Origin of the sequence: Algoriphagus yeomjeoni, from assembly GCF_049821175.1 — a bacterium.
GTDB classification, from domain to species: Bacteria; Bacteroidota; Bacteroidia; order Cytophagales; family Cyclobacteriaceae; genus Algoriphagus; species Algoriphagus yeomjeoni_A.
The window spans coordinates 2,490,159-2,508,225 of record NZ_CP187512.1 but is presented as its reverse complement, the minus strand read 5'-3'; the positions used below and the strand labels follow the sequence as shown (position 1 = coordinate 2,508,225).

Here is an 18,067-nt window from a genome sequence, read left to right as displayed (position 1 = left end):
GTAGTGTTCTTGCTCTAAAAAAACCACTTCATTTTATAAAATGATGTTAAAAAGTGAATGAATTACTGTTCGATTTTGAAAAAAAAGTACTCTTTATTTATTACTTAACATAAAAAATACAGTAAGATCATCAGTTTTATAGAAAAAAAACATATGTATGTGTTTGATACATAATTCTTTTTTCTAGATTTATGATGTGCTAATCATCTTTGACAGTGGTAGATAGGAAAATTGTTAGGGAGTCGGCACTAAAAAATTTATCATAAACCCCCAAATTAAACTAGTATGGAACATCATTTACCGTTAATCCATCCCGAAAGTCGGCCGATGGAGAATGACTTCAAGTTTTTATTGCTAACCTCAAATTACCAGCTATGAAAAAATTTTTATCAATTGCATTTACTTTGATTGTGATGTTGGCCCTAACGGTGACAGCTCATGCTCAAAAGCGAATCTTAACGGGAGTAGTTACTGTCCAAGAGGATGGTCTACCTATGCCTGGTGTCACAGTCTTGGATAAGACAAATCAGACCGGTACCACTACAAATGTAGATGGTGAGTATTCTATTTCAGTAGGGCCTAATTCGGTACTAGTTTTTTCTTTCATTGGGTATTCAACTCAAGAGGTTACGGTTGGCAATCAATCGATAATCAATATCTCGTTAAAGGAGAATGAAAGTGAGCTTTCTGAATTTGTCGTATCTGCATTCGGCGTGGACAAAGAAGAAAAATCTCTAGGGTACGCTAGTAGTGTAATAAAGGCAGACGCGTTAGTGAAAGTAGGTAACCCAAACGTTGCATCGTCATTATATGGAAAAGCTCCTGGTGTAAGGATTCAAAGCGGAGCAGGTGGAGCAACTTCTCCAGTTAATATTCAAATTCGTGGCATTAACTCGATCACAGGTAAAAGTCAGCCTCTAATCGTTTTGGATGGAGTTCCTATCCGAAATGAGGAAGTGTCCAATAATAACTATTGGGGAGATCAGCGTTTGAGAGGTAATGGTTTGCTGGATATCAACCCAGCAGACATTGATAACATCTCCATATTGAAAGGAGCTTCTGCTGCAGCACTTTATGGTTCCGAAGCTGTTAATGGTGTGGTCCTGATTACTACTAAAAAAGGTAAAGCGGGAAAAAATGGAATGCAGGTTGATTTTAATACAAATTACTCTGTTGATAATATTGCTTATTTACCTCGATACCAGAATGTAAGAGGTCCAGGAATGCCATCTCATATTCAGAATTTGGGACAGGCTGAAGACGGATTTAATTATACAGCTGGTGGCCAGAGGACAGTTCCTAACACCACTACCAACTATGGACCGGCATTTGATGGCCAGCCTATGATTGCTTGGGATGGGATTGCTAGACCATATGTGGCCCAAGAAGATAATTATTCTGCACTATTTAATGACCCGGTAAGTTCTCAGGTGAACGTATCCATTGCTAACTCAACAGAGAAATCAAACTTTCGTCTTTCTCTGACTCGTCAGGACAATGAGGCTTTAAGTTTGAATTCTAAAAACAGCAAGAATATTTTAAACCTTAATTCTAGCTATCAAGTAAATAAAAGACTGAAGACCGATTTGATGATTAATTACATTAATCAGAACACTAAAAACCGTCCATACTCTATTGATCGAATGATTAACAATTTTGGCGGAATGATGACTCGTTTTGATAATGGAGCTTGGTACTTAGATAGATATCAGACTAGTAGAGGTTATAGATTTGTAACCGGTAACGGCCAAAGCTTGACTCCTGAAGAAAATATTACTGGAAATGGATTCAGAGGAGATATTGCAGATTATGTATGGCGAGTTAACAAAAATCTATCTTCAGAGGTAAGTAATCGTGTAATTGGTAGTTTGACTAATACATTCGAAATAACCAATGATTTGAATCTTAGAGCTCGTATATCTACTGATTTTACTAATAGATATAGTGAAAACAGTAATTTCTCAGAAAGACCTTTAGCATTTGGTCCTTCTGGTGGCTTTGGAATGAATACAGAATTGTTTAGCATATTATATGGAGACATAATGCTAAATTATAAGAAAGCAATCACTGAAGATATTTCTATAGGTGCAATGGCAGGCTATACTGCTAGAACTGAAAAATTCAGTAGCATTAGTAGAAGTACCAACGGAGGTCTGAGTACTGAGAATCTTTTTGACATTGTTGCTTCGACAAATATCCCTAATAATGGTTCTAGTCGTCAATTCAGAACGATTGATGCATATTTAGGTACTGTAAATTTAGACTATAAAGGGGTTTGGTTTGTAGAAGGTACAATCCGTAGAGATAGAATCTCTACTATGAACCCTGACAACAATGCTTTCATCTATCCATCAGTTAATACTGCTTTTGCTCTATCTGATGCTGTTAAGTTGCCTGAATTTATCACTTTCTCGAAATTAAGAGGATCTTGGGGAATTGTAGGTAACTATCCAGATATCTACAGAGCTAATATTGCCTACAACCAAAACTCTTTGGGTGTACAGCAGCCAGGTGGTGCTAACGTGTTATATACTAATTTGTCATCTTCTTTTGGTAATGACGGCATCAAACCTGAGCAGAAACACGAATTTGAATTCGGTCTGGATACAAGGTTTTTCAACAACAGATTCGGTATAGATATCTCTTATTATAATGCCCAAATCCGTGACCAGATCTTGCCATTGACACTTCCTGCCACATCCGGTGCAACTTCTGTATTGACAAATATTGGTACCCTTAGAAATACTGGTGTTGAAGTTCAGTTGAGAGGTGACATCATGGCTACGCCTAACTTCCAGTGGAACCTAGTTGTCAACTTGGCTAGAAACGTAAACAAAGTTGAACAACTTGCAAACAATGCCACAGAGCTGCTACATGCTGATTACGATGGAAACGCTGCTCAACTTAGATCAGTGGTTGGTAGACCAATGGGTGATTTTTATGCAAGACCAATAGCACTAGATGATAATGGTAATAAAATTGTTCAGCCGAATGGCTTATACAAGATTGATGATCAAAATTGGGTGCAGGTTGGTAATGCAATGCCAGATGCAGTAGGTGGAATTATCAACGATTTCAAGTATAAAAACTTCACTCTATATGCAGCAATGGATTTTCAGATCGGTGGCAGTGTAATGCCTACAGGTATAAACTGGATGATAAGCCGTGGTCTTACTGAAGAAAGCTTGAATAATATGGACGAGGCAAGCGGAGGATTGGCTTACTATCAGAACGCTAATGGTCAAGGAATTCAAGTACCTCATTCTACAGCGCAAGGTCCAAATGGGGAGACGGTTTACCATGATGGTATGTTAATGGACGGTGTTGTCGCTGATGGGTCAACTAACTCAAATGTAGTATCTCAGGCATTCTACTATTGGAATACTTACAACTGGGGTGGTCCACAATATAGCCAGTCTAGATATGAATTGTATATCCAGGACAACGATTACATCAAAATGAGAGAATTGTCATTGGCATATACTATTCCAAATAACATCACTTCTAAGATCGGCGCATCTAATGTGAATATATCAGTATATGGCAGAAACTTGTTTTTCTTATATAGAAATATCAAAGACCTAGATCCAGAAGTATTAACTGGAGGATCTAGATGGACGCAGACGTTGACTAGTGCGGGTACAAACCCAGCTACCAGAACATGGGGTGTGATGTTAACAGCTAGATTCTAATAGTTAGAAAAGATAAAAACATATGAAAATGGATATTAAAAGAATATTTATATATGCACTACTAATCAGTGGCTTAGCTAGCTGTACAGTAGATGATTTTGCGGATGATTATACAGATCCATCCAAGCTTGCGGAGACTACAATTGGGAAGCAGTTTACTGGAATGATAATGTCTAACCGTCAGTCAGTATTACCATCCTATTGGGATTATTTTGTAATCAAAAGAATCACTTCAAACAGATATACGCAGTCAGTAGGCTGGGTAAATGTTGAAAACCAATACGTGCCTGGATCTGCAGCTGTTAATGACAAATGGAATAACTACTACGGTTTTATGGCTCAGTATAGAGAGTTGCAGAAAGTATACAATGGATTATCTGATGAGAAAAAGGCAGACAACCGTGTATTTATGATAGCTGCTGCAACTTACTTCTATGATCATACTCAGCAAATGGTGGATTTACATGGTGATATTCCTTGGTCAGAAGCTGGTATGTTGAGCATTAATGGGGGTGATTATTCAAAATCCTATGCGAGTTATGATAAGGCCACTGATATCTATACTACTATGTTAGATGATTTAGCTGGTTTTGCTACAGAACTGAGCTCGTTACAGATTAACCCTGCTACTACAGTAGAATTTAAAACTCAGGATTTAATCAATAACGGAGATGTTAATATGTGGAGAAGGTATGTTAACTCCTTAAGATTGAAAATGTTGACAAGAGTAAGTGGTACTAGTGAATTCAGCGGCAGAGCCAAATCAGAAATTGCTGCAATTTTATCCAACTCTACACAATTTCCTATAGTGGCAGATAATGGCAGTAATATTATGTGGGATATCTTCTCCTTAGGTACAGTGATTGGAGCAAATGATTTTCGCAGTGGTTTAGAAGATTGGAACGGTAATATTGCTGGAGAAGCAATTTTGAATCATATGGTTAATAATGATGATCCTAGATTGACTTATGTATTCCAGCCAGGTTTGAATGCGAATGGAGAATATTTGGGTCTAGACCCTTTGATGAATCCTACCGACCAAAACGCTTTAGTATTGACCCAAACTTTAAGTCTCTACAATTTCTCAACCATCAGTAGAAACCAATACTTTCCGGGTATCCTTATTACTGCGTCAGAAGTTCATTTGATGGCAGCAGAATTTTACCTGAAAGAAGGTCAAGAGGCTATGGCAAAAATGCACTACGAAGAAGCAATTAAGCAATCAATTGGGTTCTATGTATATCTGAGAGATATCAGTAACAATGCAGAATCAGCTGCTCCTATAGAACCAACAGATGATGCGATAAACAGTTACTTGTCAATGGATGGAATTTCTTGGGATGCTGCTTCTGGAATGGATGAGAAATTATCCCTCATCGCAGACCAGAAATGGCTACACTTCAATGTCGTTCAGTCAAATGAAAACTGGAATGAATTAAGACGTCTAGGTAAAGTGGAATTAGATTTCTGGGTTGATAATTCAAACCAGCAGAGCCTTCCTCCATTACGTTGGATGTATCCAGGGTCAGAGCAGACTTACAATTTGGAGAACTATTCTGAAGTTCAGTCTCAAGATAAATTGAACAACACAGTTTTTTGGGATATGAATTAATAATAGATTGGGTTTATTAATTGGAAAAGGCTTCTCATTTGTTTGAGAGGTCTTTTTTTATGAATTATAAAAATTTTGACTTCTTAAATATTAGGTCCTATAGACTTCCTGATTTCTGATAATACGACCTTTTTTTTCTATGCGAAATGCACAGTAGGCAGAAACTGAAAAAAAGGTGTTTTAGGAATTTTCTTATCTTCTTAACCTACATATTTAAAATCTTTTGGATTGAGAAATAAAAAGCAATAAAACAATTAGGGCGGTCGCTCAAATATTCTGTTAATTGGACTACTTATTAAATTTTTTTTACTAAGTGCTATTATATTTAAAGAAAAAATCACTTAAATTTTTTTGATAGAGAGTTGTTTTTTTTAGCTTTAGGAACTGTATTCATATTTCCTCATCAAAAAATTTGATGAGGCATTATTTTAAGAGTTTTTATTATCCTACTAGACTGAATTACTGGTAATGAATGGCCCTCTAGTGCGCAGAGGTGTGTGTTGGTGCACGATTAGCAAAATCATTTTATTTCTAACAACTATTTTCAAACTATGAAAAAAATTCTATCAATTGCTTTAGCACTTGTTCTGACCGTTGGCCTGCTGGCTAATGTGCAAGCTCAGACGAGGGTGCTGAAAGGCGTCGTTACCGCAGCAACGGACGGCTTGCCTATGCCAGGGGTTACTATCCTGGATAAAAGTAATCAGACAGGAACCACCACTAATATTGATGGTGAGTATTCCTTGTCAGTCGGCCCAAACTCTGTTTTGGTTTTTTCCTTTATCGGTTATGCTACACAGGAAATTCCTGTTGGTAACCGTTCAGAATTAAATGTATTGCTAGAGGAAGATGCGAGTGAGCTATCAGAAGTGGTAGTAACAGCATTGGGTATCAGCAAGGACAAAGAAACTCTAGGTTACTCTGTAACGCAGGTAGGTAGTGAAGCATTAACTACCGCGCGCGAAACGAATGTCGCTAACTCATTAGCTGGCCGAGTTGCTGGTTTGGTGGTAAAAGGAACAAGTAGTGGACCAGGTGGAACATCTAAGATCACATTGAGAGGATTACCAAGTATCAGTGGTACTGGATCACCTTTATATATAATCAATGGTATCCCAATGGATAATACCCAAAGAGGTTCAGCTGGACAATGGGGTGGAGCAGATGGTGGTGACGGTATTGGTAACCTTAGCCCTGATGACATCGAGACTATGACTGTATTGAAAGGGCAGGCTGCATCTGCACTTTATGGTTCCAGAGCTTCAAACGGTGTGATTTTGATTACTACTAAGAGTGGATCAAAAGGTGACGACTGGTCTTTAACTTATACTATGAACGTAATGTCTGAAAATCCTGTAGATTTTACAGATTTCCAGGAAGTTTATGGTCAAGGAGTTGGAGGATTGAAGCCAACTACTGCTGTAGACGCTCAGACTTCTGGTCGTTTGGCTTGGGGTGCTATGATGGATGGAAGCCAAGTGATAGGTTTTGATGGAAATCAGTATCCATACTCTCCTTCTAACGATCGTTACATTGACTTCTACAGAACAGGAACAAACTTTACAAACACTGTATCTATTTCAAAAGGATTAGGTAAGGATGGATCTTTCAGAATGTCAGCTTCCAATCTTGATGCTAAATCAATTGTTCCGAATAGTGGAGTAGATAGACTATCTCTCAATTTGAACGTGGAGCAAAACATTACTGAAAAGTTTAATGTAACTGCCATGATCAATTACACCGATCAGCAATCTACCAATGTGCCTAACCTAAGTGATGGCCCTAAGAACCCAAACAACTTCTTGCTTCTTGCTCCAAATATTAGACAAAGCATTTTTGCTCCTGGCTATAATCCTGATACTGGTGCTGAGACAGTATTTAGTGATGATATCTATGTGACTAACCCTTATTTTATCTCAAATCAAGGTGTAAATGATATCGGAAGAAAGCGTACCATTACTGCACTATCTACGAAATATAGCTTTACAAAAGATATATACGCGTTGATTCGCTTTGGTAACGATGCTTCTAACGATGACTTCTTTAGTGTAGATCCTTCTGGACTTGCATATTCTGCAAACCTACAAGGTGGTCTAGGCGGCAGAGGTCAGTCTACTAGAGTTGAAACCAACATCGACGGTATTTTAGGTGCTAATTTTGACTTAACAAGTAAGTTAAATCTGGATCTTATCGCTGGTGCGAATAGAAGAAATAACAAATTTGAGTCGGTAGGAGTAGGCGGAAGCCGATTTGTAATTCCTTACTTATATTCTCCATTTAACGTAGAGGCGTTCAACAGATCTTATGGATTCAATGAGAGAGAAGTTCAGTCTGCATACTATTCAGTTGGTATCGGCTATAACAACATCTTAACGCTAACAACTACAGGTAGATATGATGTGTATAGTACATTACCTACAGACAACAACAGTATATTTTCACCATCAGTTGCCGCTGCATTTGTATTTGATCAGTTGATCGATATGCCTGCTTTGGATTTTGGTAAGGTTAGAGCGTCTTATGCAGTGACTAGTGGTGAGCCATTTGATGCTTATCAAAGTACATTCTATTATAATTCTGCGAACTCTTATAATGGAGTTCCAGCTGGATCATCTCCAACATCTCTTCCTAATTTGAACCTTAAGCCGTTTACAACTAGTGAATTGGAATTAGGGGTTGATTTGAGCTTTTTCAATAACCGCTTAGGCTTTGATATCGCTTACTATGAGAAGGAGACGCATAACGAGATCATGAATGCCAACCTAAGTATAACTTCAGGTTTCAATAGCGCAGTTGTTGCGACTGGTTCTACCAGTAACAAAGGATTGGAAGTTTTGGTGACTGGTACGCCGATTCAAACTCCAAACTTCTTCTGGAAGTCTTCATTCAACTTATCGAATGTTAAGAGTGAAATACTAAGCACTGACCCTAATAACAACCCAATCAACTTGGGTCAAAATAGAGGCACACTTGGAAATGCTATCACTTCTTATGTAGTAGGCGAACCTGGACCTCAAATCAGAGCTTATGATTACGCATACAATGCTGATGGAAGCATCAGGGTAAATGAGGCAGGACTTCCTGTTCGTGGAGAATTGATCAATATGGGCTCAGTATTACCAACTCTATATGGAGGATGGAATAACGAATTTAATTACAAAGGTGTTTCTTTCTCCTTCTTGATAGACTATAACTACGGTAACAAAGTGCTTTCTGCAACTGAGTTTTACTCAATTTTCAGAGGTCTTAACCAAATCACTCTTGAAGGTAGAGAATCAGGTGTGACAAATGGAGGTGTAACAGCTCCAGCTCAGGCTTACTACCAAGCGCTAGCACAGAATGTAACTAGTACCAGCGTCGTAGATGGTGATTTCATCAAATTGAGACAATTGACTTTAGGTTATACTTTCCCTGCAAAATGGTTTGGAAATGTTCCTGTCCTGAAAGGCTTGAGTGCATCTCTAGTTGGAAGAAACATTGGTTTCCTGATGCGTAAAGCTAAGAATATTGACCCTGAAGCTAATTTCGGTTCAAATATTAACTACACTGGTATTGAAGGTGGTAACCTTCCAAGCACTAGATCTTTTGGTTTTAACCTTAATTTCAAATTGAACTAATATGAAAAAATATATAAGCTTATTTCTTACGGGTATTCTATTAGCCGTATCAAGCTGTGACGGTGATTTTGCGGATATTAATACAGATCCAAACCGTGCTGCAGGGAATGTCTTTGACCCTAACTTGATCTTGCCTACAGTTTCTTATAACTATGGTAATATGATGACCGGTTATACCGGAGCGATACTTTTCCAAAGTATGTGGGTACAAGTAATGGCCTCTACTTCAACAGGAGGAGCTAACTACTATTCAAATGCTGATAAGTATGTAGCATCTGGAAGTACAAATAGCTACATCCAAAGTGTTTGGAATGACGGCTTCGCTGCTGCTTCTAGAGTGTATCAAATGCAGTCTCTTGCTGAGACAAAAGGCTTTTCTAACTTGGTAGCAGTAGGTGAAATATGGAAGGTTCTTACGCTTTCTTTTGTATCTGATGTTTACGGAGATATTCCATATAGCGAGGCTCTAATGGCTGAAGCTGGAATTACCCAACCTAAATACGATTCTCAGTCTGCAGCTTACATGGCAATGCTTTCTGACCTGGAAGGAGCTCTTTCCTCTATCAATACTTCTGGTGATCCTATCAAAAATGATGTATTGTATGGTGGCGATCTGACTAAATGGAAGAAACTAGGTTATTCTATAATGCTTCGTATGGCCATGAGATTAGTGGACGTGGATCCTTCTACAGCACAGTCCTATGTTCAAAAAGCTGTTGCTGGAGGAGTTTTTGCCTCTCCTGCAGATGAAGCAGTATTAGTTTCAGATCAGAACAATGGTTACGCAAATTCAAGTGCAAATGCGTTGAATGTAACTGACGATGTGTATGAGGTCCGTTGGTCAGAAAAGTTGATCGACTTCTTGAAGTCTAATGATGATCCACGTTTATCAATTATAGCTGAAGTACCACCTGCTGGACTCGCTGCTAACCGTAATGGAAACGTAGTTGGAAATAGTGATCCTAGTGTTCAAATTGGTTTGCCAAATGGCTTTGATTTGAAAGGCGGAGCAGAGGACATTACTAACTATGCTAAGTATCCTGGACCAACTGGGACTGGTGGGGATGTTGCGCCAATAGGAGCATACTCTAGACCTACAGCAATTTACAGAGATAGAAATGCTCCTGTATTTATTCTCACCTACGCTGAAATTCAGTTTTTATTAGCTGATGCGGCTGTAAGAGGCTTCTCTGTTCCGGGAACAGCATCTTCATACTATACTGCTGGATTGCAAGGAGCAATGACTACCATAGGTAAATTTGGTGGAAGATCTGTTGCGCCAGCTGACGCTGTTGCTTTTGCTACTGCAAATCCTTTGGATACAAGCAGTGCTGCTGCTTCCTTAAAAATGATTAACGAACAAATCTGGGCTACTACTGGTGTCCTTGCAAATTTCGTAGAGTCATGGAATAACTGGAAAAGATCTGGCTATCCTGAGTTGAATGCTGTGAATTATACCGGCAATTTCTCTTCAGGCCAAATTCCTAGAAGACAAGTATATCCAGCATCGGAAAGTACTACTAACCCTGAAAGTTTAGCAAACGCTATCTCTAATATGGGCGGCGATACTTGGATTAACTCAGTATGGTGGGATAAGTAATATCCTTTAATAATTTTGATTTTTGAAAGAGGTTTCGATTAGTTTCGAAGCCTCTTTCTTTTTGTACTTTAGTTTAATATATACGTGTACTGTCTAAATTCTTAAATGAAAATAATCGGAGTCGATATTGGTGGTTCTCATATCTCAGCTGCCCAAGTTCAGTTGGAGGATAGAGCAGCGGTAATTAGTAATTTTTACGAGGCTGACGTGGACACCTTTGGCACAGCTGAAAGTATTATTTCTGCCTGGACCAAAGTCATCAAAAAAGCAGCTGGAGAATTAAGCGAGTTTCAACTTGGGATAGCGATGCCAGGCCCGTATGATTATGATAATGGAGTTTCTCTGATCAAAGATCAGGGGAAAATGGTCTCACTTTACCAGCTTTCTGTCAAGGACCTTTTAGCTGAAAGTTTAGGGATTTCTCCAGCAAGAATAGCTTTTACCAATGATGCTGAAGCCTTTCTCTCAGGAGAAAGCTTTGCTGGAGCTGGTCGGGATTTCCAAAATTCTATCGGAATTACGTTAGGAACAGGATTGGGGTCTGCCTTAAAAGTGCATTCGGTAGTGAAAGATGCGAAGCTATGGACAGCGCCTTTTCGTGATGGAATAGCAGAAGATTATTTGGGTACATCTTGGTTTGTGAAGTATGCTTTGGGGCAATTTGGGATGGAGATTTCAGGCGTAAAAGATTTGCTCAATGAGGAATTTGATTCATTCGTTTCCAAGCAAGTCTTTGAGACGTTTGGAAATACTTTGGGAGAGTTTTTATTCCCGTATTTGATTCGCTTACATTCTGAAGGAGTTGTTTTGGGAGGGAAAGTAAGTTTAGCAAGTGATCATTATTTACCTACAACGCAAGCCTATCTGGAAAGAATGGGCTACCCTGTGATCATCAAAAGGTCGCTTTTGGGCGAAAAATCAGCATTGATTGGCGCATGTTTATCATTCGTTTAGTTACTTTATTATTATGAATACAATTAAGTTTTATACAATTTTTATAGGCCTTTTTTTACTTGTTTTACTACCTGCTTTTCCACAGGAAAAGTATGATCTCATCATCATAGGAGGAGGTGCAAGTGGGACTTCAGCGGGTATTTCCGCAGGCAGGCTAGGGACTAAAACATTGATCATTGAGCCAACTCCATGGCTCGGAGGAATGCTGACTTCAGCTGGAGTCTCGGCTATAGATGGAAATCATCGCTTGCCATCAGGGGTTTGGGGTGAGTTCAAAGCAAAATTGGAAGATCACTATGGGGGGGCAGAAAAGCTCTCCACGGGCTGGGTGAGCTACACACTTTTTGAACCAAGCGTAGCGAATAAGATTCTTCAGGATATGGCAAAATCAGTGGATGCATTGACTGTATTCTTCGAAAGTGAATGGAAAACTGCTGGTTATTCCAATAATGTCTGGACTGTGAGCTTTCTGCATAACAGAGAGCTGATCACTGTAGAGGCGCCTATGTTAATTGACGCAACAGAACTTGGAGATGTGGCTGCATCCCAAGGATTACCTTATCGACTTGGGATGGATGCACGGGATGAAATTGGGGAGAGCTTTGCGCCAGTAGAAAGTAATGATATAATCCAGGACCTCACCTATGTTGTCACCCTCCAGGATTATGGAAAAGGCACTGATAAGACAATCCCGAAACCTGCCAATTATGATCCAGTTGAATTCGCCTGTGCATGTGCTCACTCAGATCCGACTACGGATTTGGCTGCGACTTCGGACTGTGATAAAATGCTGAATTACGGGAAGCTTCCTAATGGGAAATACATGATCAATTGGCCCAACTGTGGCAATGATTATTATTTGAATAGTATTGAGATGAACCCTGAGCAGCGCAAAGTTGCTTTAGAGGCTGCAAAACAGGCAACACTCAGGTTTACGTATTATATACAACATGAACTCGGTTATGCGCATTTGGGGATAGCTGAAGAGGAATATCCTACGGAAGATGATCTGCCCATGATTCCGTATCACAGAGAATCCAGGAGATATTATGGGTTAGTAGATTTCACCCTGCCTAATGTAAGAACTCCTTATGAAGCTCCGAATCCTTTGTATCGAACTGGAGTGGTGATTGGTGATTACACCATAGACCACCATCACAAAAAAAATCAGGATGCTCCGGCAATCGACTTTATCAAGATTCGCGTCCCTTCTTACAATGTCCCTTTGGGTGCTTTGATTCCAAAGGATCATCCTGCTTTGATCCTTGCAGAAAAGAGTATCTCGGTTTCAAATATTGTAAATGGGGCAACACGGCTTCAGCCGGTGGTTTTAGGTATTGGCCAGGCTGCGGGAGTACTGGCGTCGGTTTCCATTAAAGAAAAGCTAAATCTTGACGAAGTTTCTATAAGAGAGGTGCAGTCTGTTTTGCTCTCTCAGAATGCTTACCTCATGCCATTTATCGATATGAACCCAGACGATGAAAATTTTAAAGCAATGCAGAAAATCGGCGTAACTGGAATATTGAAAGGGGAGGGAGTTCCATATCTCTGGGCAAATCAAACTTGGTTTTATCCAGATCGCTTGGTTACAGAATATGAGCTGGTCGATGGATTAAGACCACTTTATTCTAGCCTGAAAGACTATTGGGGTGCTTCAGGGGATTATTTGACGGGGCAGAGATTTCAAATTTTACTAGAAATGATCAAGCCAAATACGCCTCTTGTGGAAATAGCACAAGCTTGGAACAAGAGAGGATTAGGAGGTGAATTTACTACAGATGTGAAACTGAACCGAGAGCAAGTGTCTGTATTGTTAGATGAGATATTAGATCCTTTTTCTAAGGAAATTGATTGGCACGGAGATTTTGAAAATTAGAGCAACAGATTAGGCTGAAAGGGGTAATAAAATCGATAAGCTAAGAGTTAAAGTGTTAATTTGGTTTTAAGGTAGACTACCAACTTTTTTCCATATCATATCTCCAATTTTTTCACCTTGCTTAACACCCTCTTCTATGGCATCTCGAAAATGAATTCCACCATAAAGTCTGGAAATAGCAGCTTCCTCTGAAGCATAAAGAAAGGATGGAAAAGGCCTTTCCGGTAAGCCAAAGTAGGTTTCCGAGCTGTCTATAAAATCAAAATTATCTCCGAAATATCCGGTTAATACTACAGCCGATGCCCTACTGATCACTGAGTGTCCCGAGGTATATTCTGGAAATGGAGGTGTCTGCAAAAGTGGTCTCCAGCGTTGATCTAGTTTTTGATTGATTACAGTTTCAGGTCGAATTCTATCGGTGTCGTATTTTGCTTTCCAGCAGGAAATAAAAGCGTCATGGAGTGTCATCCCAACCAGTGCATGCACATATGCTGTCTCTGCAAATGAAAGATCAGCTTTTTGCGCAGCAATACCCGTAATACCGATCCAATGTCCACCTGGAGATATTTTTTTCACGCCAATGGCCATATGTCCTGAAAATTGAACTTTGAATGGATTGCAATCCCAAAAGTTGGCAATCAGTTTTCTTTCTTCGTCAAGTTCTTTTGTGACGGTATAGACCTCCATCAGTTGAGTGTGGAAAGAGCTACCCTCATTCATGTCGAATGGGGCCATCGGAGCAGGTTTAAATTCTTCCAGATTTTGAATGAAAAAGGGTTTAATTGTTTCCCACTCTGGTTCTACCGCAGCGATGTAAGCAGGCGGAGTTGGGTACCAAAAACCTTCTCCCTCTTGAGGAGTGTATCTAGTCAACGTAGAAAGTTGAAGGTAGCCATCTTTTTTAGCGACTTCCATCACTTTTTTGGCAACTGAGGATGCGTAATCAATATGTGCTTGAAGCGATTTCTTATTGATGATTTTTGCTTTTAATGCAGTTTCAACCCACTCTTCCTGTTTTTCTTTCAACAGATATCCTGAAGGCATAATGGATTCACCGACTTTCAACAGCGCGTAGATAGCTGCAAACTCTGGAGAACTAATTTCTAGATTGGTAATTCCCCAATCATAATCTGCTAAGTAGGTCTGGTCTAGTATATTTTGGTTTTCAAATCTTTTACCGGATTCCTTTGAAATCAGGTATGCAGCGAGGTTGGAATAGGCATAAATTCTGGCTGCTACAGGAGGGCTCGCCACATCAGTCACCATCACTTCGGTGATGTGAAAGAGTTCTTGTGCGTACACTTTCGGCCAATTGATGTCTTTTGGCTTTGCTAGTGAAGCATTCATCACCGAGCAAATCAACGTAAGTAGGGCAAATGATTTTATTAAATATCGACTCATTTAATCGTGTAGCTTTCCAAAGGTTTCTGATTGATTCCGAAAAGTAGCTCTGTTCCTGAGGTTGTTTTAAATGGCAAAATAGATTTTATATCTCCTTTAATGGCTAAGCCGGATTCGGCAGGACTTAATGGGGAGAAGTTTCCCTTGCCATCACCAATTAGAACTAAACCTAATCCAGCATCCATTAATCCAATGCGTATGCGAGTATAAGATTGATTACCTCCTAAAATCAAATCCATACGACCATCCAGATTTAAGTCTATAGGTAGAATGCTAAAGACAGGAAATGATTGGGCTATTCTTGGGAGTGATTTAACTTCAAACCCGTTGTCGGTATTTTCTAAAACTACTGATTCTAAGGTGTTTGCTTCCAGGATTTGGGAGCTTTCTAACTCCTTCACGGTAAAGAGATCCGTCATTGTCGCTTTGGAGTAGGAAGCGTAATCCGTGAATCGGCTTCTCATACTTGCCATTTGATCTAGCAGTTCATCACGACTTGGATACGGATACATTTTGTCTCCCACGAAGCATTCCAGAATAGGATCGATTGATCCATTTTGATCGAAATCAGCGGCATACAATCGAAGCTTTTTATTTTCATTCGCTTCAAATTGTGAGTTTAAACCAAAATTCCCAGCGATCAAATCCATGTCTCCATCATTGTCAATATCTGCTTTGGATAGTGTGTTCCACCAGCCTGAAAGATCTGAATTGAAATAAGTTGAGGTTTGATTTTCAAATCCTTGCCCAGTATTAAGTAAAACGGTGATAGGCATATATTCTCCAGCAAGAATCAAATCCATTTTACCATCTGAATTCAAATCAATTAACTCTGAGGTAGTGATTAATCCTATTTTACCTTCATTTGGTAAATATTCAAGAGTCTCATCTGTGAAATTTCCTTGACCATCATTGATGAGCAATTTACTTTCCGGGATAATTGGATAGCGTCCAGGGATAAGTCTAGCACCCACAAATAGATCCAAATTTCCATCTCCATTTGCATCGAAAGCCTGGGCAGTCCCTGTGCTAAATGTATAAGCTGGAAATGAAGATTGTCTAGTCAAATTACCCAGTCCATCATTCAAATAAAGTCTATCCTGAAGGGACTCATCCGAACCTAAATAGTCATGATATCCGCCACTTGCTATGAATAGGTCTTGCTTTCCATCTCCATTGAAATCTTCAAAAATTGCGACAGCATCGGTAAATTCATTAGAAGATCTGAAGCCGGTATAGTTCTTCCAAGTGCCATTTTCGTAGGAAATCATTTTGCCAGCTTGTCCTTTTGATCCGCCAATAAATAGCTCAGGATTGCCGTCTCCATTCAAGTCTCCTTGGGATAAAATTGGACTGATGTAGCTCGGCATAGTGAGCATCAGAGGCTGACGCTTGAAGTCATTGTATTGTTTTGGCTCAGGGGTGTGTTCTGGAGCAAAGTTGCTTTTATCCAGTATAGGAGAAGGTTTTGTGGAGGCTTGTGCTCCTTGAGAACTTTCTTTTTCAATGGTTAGATGCTGGTTGGATGGTATATTTTCAAGGAATTGTTGAGTGCCATCAGGCCAGATAATTTGGATAGAAGGAATGGTTGAGAGTTCGCCTAATCCAAATTGAAGTCTAGGGCTGACTGAAGATTGAAACCCTCTGACGGGTTGTTCTTCTAAAGTTTGATTTTCATCACCTGTGAATAATTTAACTTTTGCTCCTAAAGCAAACGAGTTTAAAGAGTTGTCTTTTAAAGAAATTTGTAACCAATTTTTCGCTGGACTAATATTCTCATAAACAGAAGCTTGCTCATTCAGGTTATTGACTGCCAAATCGAGGTCTCCATCATTATCCAGATCTGCGTAAACTGCTCCACTCGAAAAGCCTTTATCTTCGAATCCCCATTCAATTGATCTATCAACGAAATCTAGTTCTCCGGTATTTTCAAAAATGTAATTATGAATAGGAGTGGAGGTCATCGTGGTGACCAAGTGTAGCGTATCCGCTTTCTCATTGGCAATCGCCTGTTTGAAATAGTAATCTCCTTTGTACTTGAGAAAGTCTCGATTGGTGTAGTCTCGGTAGTAGCCATTGGTAATGAAAAGGTCCTTTTTACCATTGTTTGTTGCATCAAAAAACAAGGCAGACCAACTCCAGTCACTGTTTGAAATTTTCGCAAGCTGACCCACCTCAGAGAATAATCCATCGCCTTGACTAAGCTGGAGCATGTTTCGCATACTTTGATGGTAAAAGCCTTCCTTTATCATCAAGGCATATTGCTCGTAGTTTTCAGGTCCATAAAGCAGTTTTTGGCGCTCATTGTCTTTTGGAAGCATATCTAAGGTATAGATATCCGGTCTCCCATCATTATTTATATCCGAAATATCAGCCCCCATCGAAAAGTGCGATATATGCTGGAAGTACTCCTTCATTCGGTCGGTAAATGTACCATCACCATTATTGATATAGAGATAATCCGGCTCTATGTAGTCATTAGTAATCAGGATATCTGGCCAGCCATCTTGATTGATATCTGAGGAAACTACGCCCAATCCAAAACCTAAAGCAGAGCCCTGAATACCAGCCTGTTCACTTACATCGATGAATTTACCATTGTCATTTCTAAAAAGCTTATCCCCTGCGTAAGGGTGTCTAACAGTTTTAACCTCACTAAATTCAAGTTCATTAATAGCTTCAATGTGGTGATTCAATAAATACATATCGAGATCACCGTCCCGGTCAAAATCAAAAAATAAGGCTTGAGTGCTATTTGAATGATCTGCAAGTCCATAAGCCTCTGCTTCATCCGAAAAAGTAAAATTGCCTTTATTGATCCAGAGTTCATTTCCCCGAGAATCTGGATTTCCCTTGCCAGAATAGCAGACATAAATGTCCAATAGGCCATCTCCGTTGACATCTGCCATACTGACTCCAGTAGTCCAAACATCCTTGCCACCTACTCCAGCTGATTTTGTTTTGTCTTCAAATTTCCAATTACCCAGATTACGGTAAACCTTATTGGAAGTCATATTTGCTGTGAAAAATAGGTCTTCCAAGCCATCATTATCCAAGTCCCCTACAGCTACTCCACCGCCATTATAGAAGTATTCGTAGCGCAGAATATTGTTCTTTTCATCCTCTTTCAGCTCGTTTTTGAAAGTAATCCCCGATTTTTTATTGGAGATCTTTTCAAAATTGGGGGAAGAAGATTGAGCTTGAAGAAGGACGACTGGCTTAAGAAATATGAAAGACCCTAAAGTCAGTAATAAGACTGTCTTAGATTTATGAAGGAAATTCATGTGTGTTTACAACTTCGAAGTTAAGCTCCAA

The 18,067-nt window shown here is 39.4% G+C and carries 8 protein-coding genes; 6 read left to right on the top strand and 2 right to left on the bottom strand.

Going from position 1 to position 18,067, the window contains the following annotated elements; genetic code table 11:
• Positions 1-374: 374 nt before the first annotated feature.
• The 6 genes from ACPUEN_RS09910 (at position 375) to ACPUEN_RS09885 (ending at position 13,351) form a co-directional block, all read left to right on the top strand.
• A complete protein-coding gene (locus ACPUEN_RS09910) occupies positions 375-3,692 on the top strand; it encodes a SusC/RagA family TonB-linked outer membrane protein (RefSeq protein WP_111612234.1) in 3,318 nt (1,105 codons plus the stop codon).
• A gap of 28 nt (positions 3,693-3,720) precedes the next feature.
• The gene (locus tag ACPUEN_RS09905) at positions 3,721-5,304 is read left to right on the top strand and encodes a SusD/RagB family nutrient-binding outer membrane lipoprotein (RefSeq protein ID WP_425635732.1); all 1,584 of its coding nucleotides are present in this window, start codon (positions 3,721-3,723) and stop codon (positions 5,302-5,304) included.
• Positions 5,305-5,855: 551 nt separating this feature from the next.
• The gene (locus ACPUEN_RS09900; RefSeq protein ID WP_425635731.1) at positions 5,856-8,921 is read left to right on the top strand and encodes a SusC/RagA family TonB-linked outer membrane protein; all 3,066 of its coding nucleotides are present in this window, start codon (positions 5,856-5,858) and stop codon (positions 8,919-8,921) included.
• 1 nt (position 8,922) lies between these two features.
• Positions 8,923-10,521: a SusD/RagB family nutrient-binding outer membrane lipoprotein gene (locus ACPUEN_RS09895; RefSeq protein ID WP_425635730.1), complete on the top strand. Its 1,599-nt coding sequence runs from the start codon at positions 8,923-8,925 to the stop codon at positions 10,519-10,521.
• A 105-nt stretch (positions 10,522-10,626) separates the two neighbouring features.
• Positions 10,627-11,475, top strand: coding sequence for an ROK family protein (locus ACPUEN_RS09890; RefSeq protein WP_425635729.1), 849 nt, complete (start codon positions 10,627-10,629; stop codon positions 11,473-11,475).
• Positions 11,476-11,488: 13 nt separating this feature from the next.
• Entirely contained in the window at positions 11,489-13,351 is a 1,863-nt protein-coding gene (locus tag ACPUEN_RS09885) for an FAD-dependent oxidoreductase (protein ID WP_425635728.1), read from the top strand.
• 66 nt (positions 13,352-13,417) lie between these two features.
• Here ACPUEN_RS09885 and ACPUEN_RS09880 read toward each other — a convergent pair whose 3' ends face one another.
• Together ACPUEN_RS09880 and ACPUEN_RS09875 are read right to left on the bottom strand one after the other, a co-directional pair.
• Positions 13,418-14,752, bottom strand: coding sequence for a vanadium-dependent haloperoxidase (locus ACPUEN_RS09880; protein WP_425635727.1), 1,335 nt, complete (start codon positions 14,750-14,752; stop codon positions 13,418-13,420).
• The gene (locus tag ACPUEN_RS09875) at positions 14,749-18,036 is read right to left on the bottom strand and encodes a VCBS repeat-containing protein (protein WP_425635726.1); all 3,288 of its coding nucleotides are present in this window, start codon (positions 18,034-18,036) and stop codon (positions 14,749-14,751) included. The genes ACPUEN_RS09880 and ACPUEN_RS09875 overlap by 4 nt, the downstream gene beginning before the upstream one ends.
• Between the last annotated feature and the right edge of the window lie 31 nt (positions 18,037-18,067).

Excerpts from the sequence above, each read along its gene's own strand:
- ACPUEN_RS09910 (WP_111612234.1), top strand. The coding sequence starts at position 375 with ATGAAAAAATTTTTATCAATTGCATTTACTTTGATTGTGATGTTGGCC.
- ACPUEN_RS09905 (WP_425635732.1), top strand. The coding sequence starts at position 3,721 with ATGGATATTAAAAGAATATTTATATATGCACTACTAATCAGTGGCTTA.
- ACPUEN_RS09900 (WP_425635731.1), top strand. The coding sequence starts at position 5,856 with ATGAAAAAAATTCTATCAATTGCTTTAGCACTTGTTCTGACCGTTGGC.
- ACPUEN_RS09895 (WP_425635730.1), top strand. The coding sequence starts at position 8,923 with ATGAAAAAATATATAAGCTTATTTCTTACGGGTATTCTATTAGCCGTA.
- ACPUEN_RS09890 (WP_425635729.1), top strand. The coding sequence starts at position 10,627 with ATGAAAATAATCGGAGTCGATATTGGTGGTTCTCATATCTCAGCTGCC.
- ACPUEN_RS09885 (WP_425635728.1), top strand. The coding sequence starts at position 11,489 with ATGAATACAATTAAGTTTTATACAATTTTTATAGGCCTTTTTTTACTT.
- ACPUEN_RS09880 (WP_425635727.1), bottom strand. The coding sequence starts at position 14,752 with ATGAGTCGATATTTAATAAAATCATTTGCCCTACTTACGTTGATTTGC.
- ACPUEN_RS09875 (WP_425635726.1), bottom strand. The coding sequence starts at position 18,036 with ATGAATTTCCTTCATAAATCTAAGACAGTCTTATTACTGACTTTAGGG.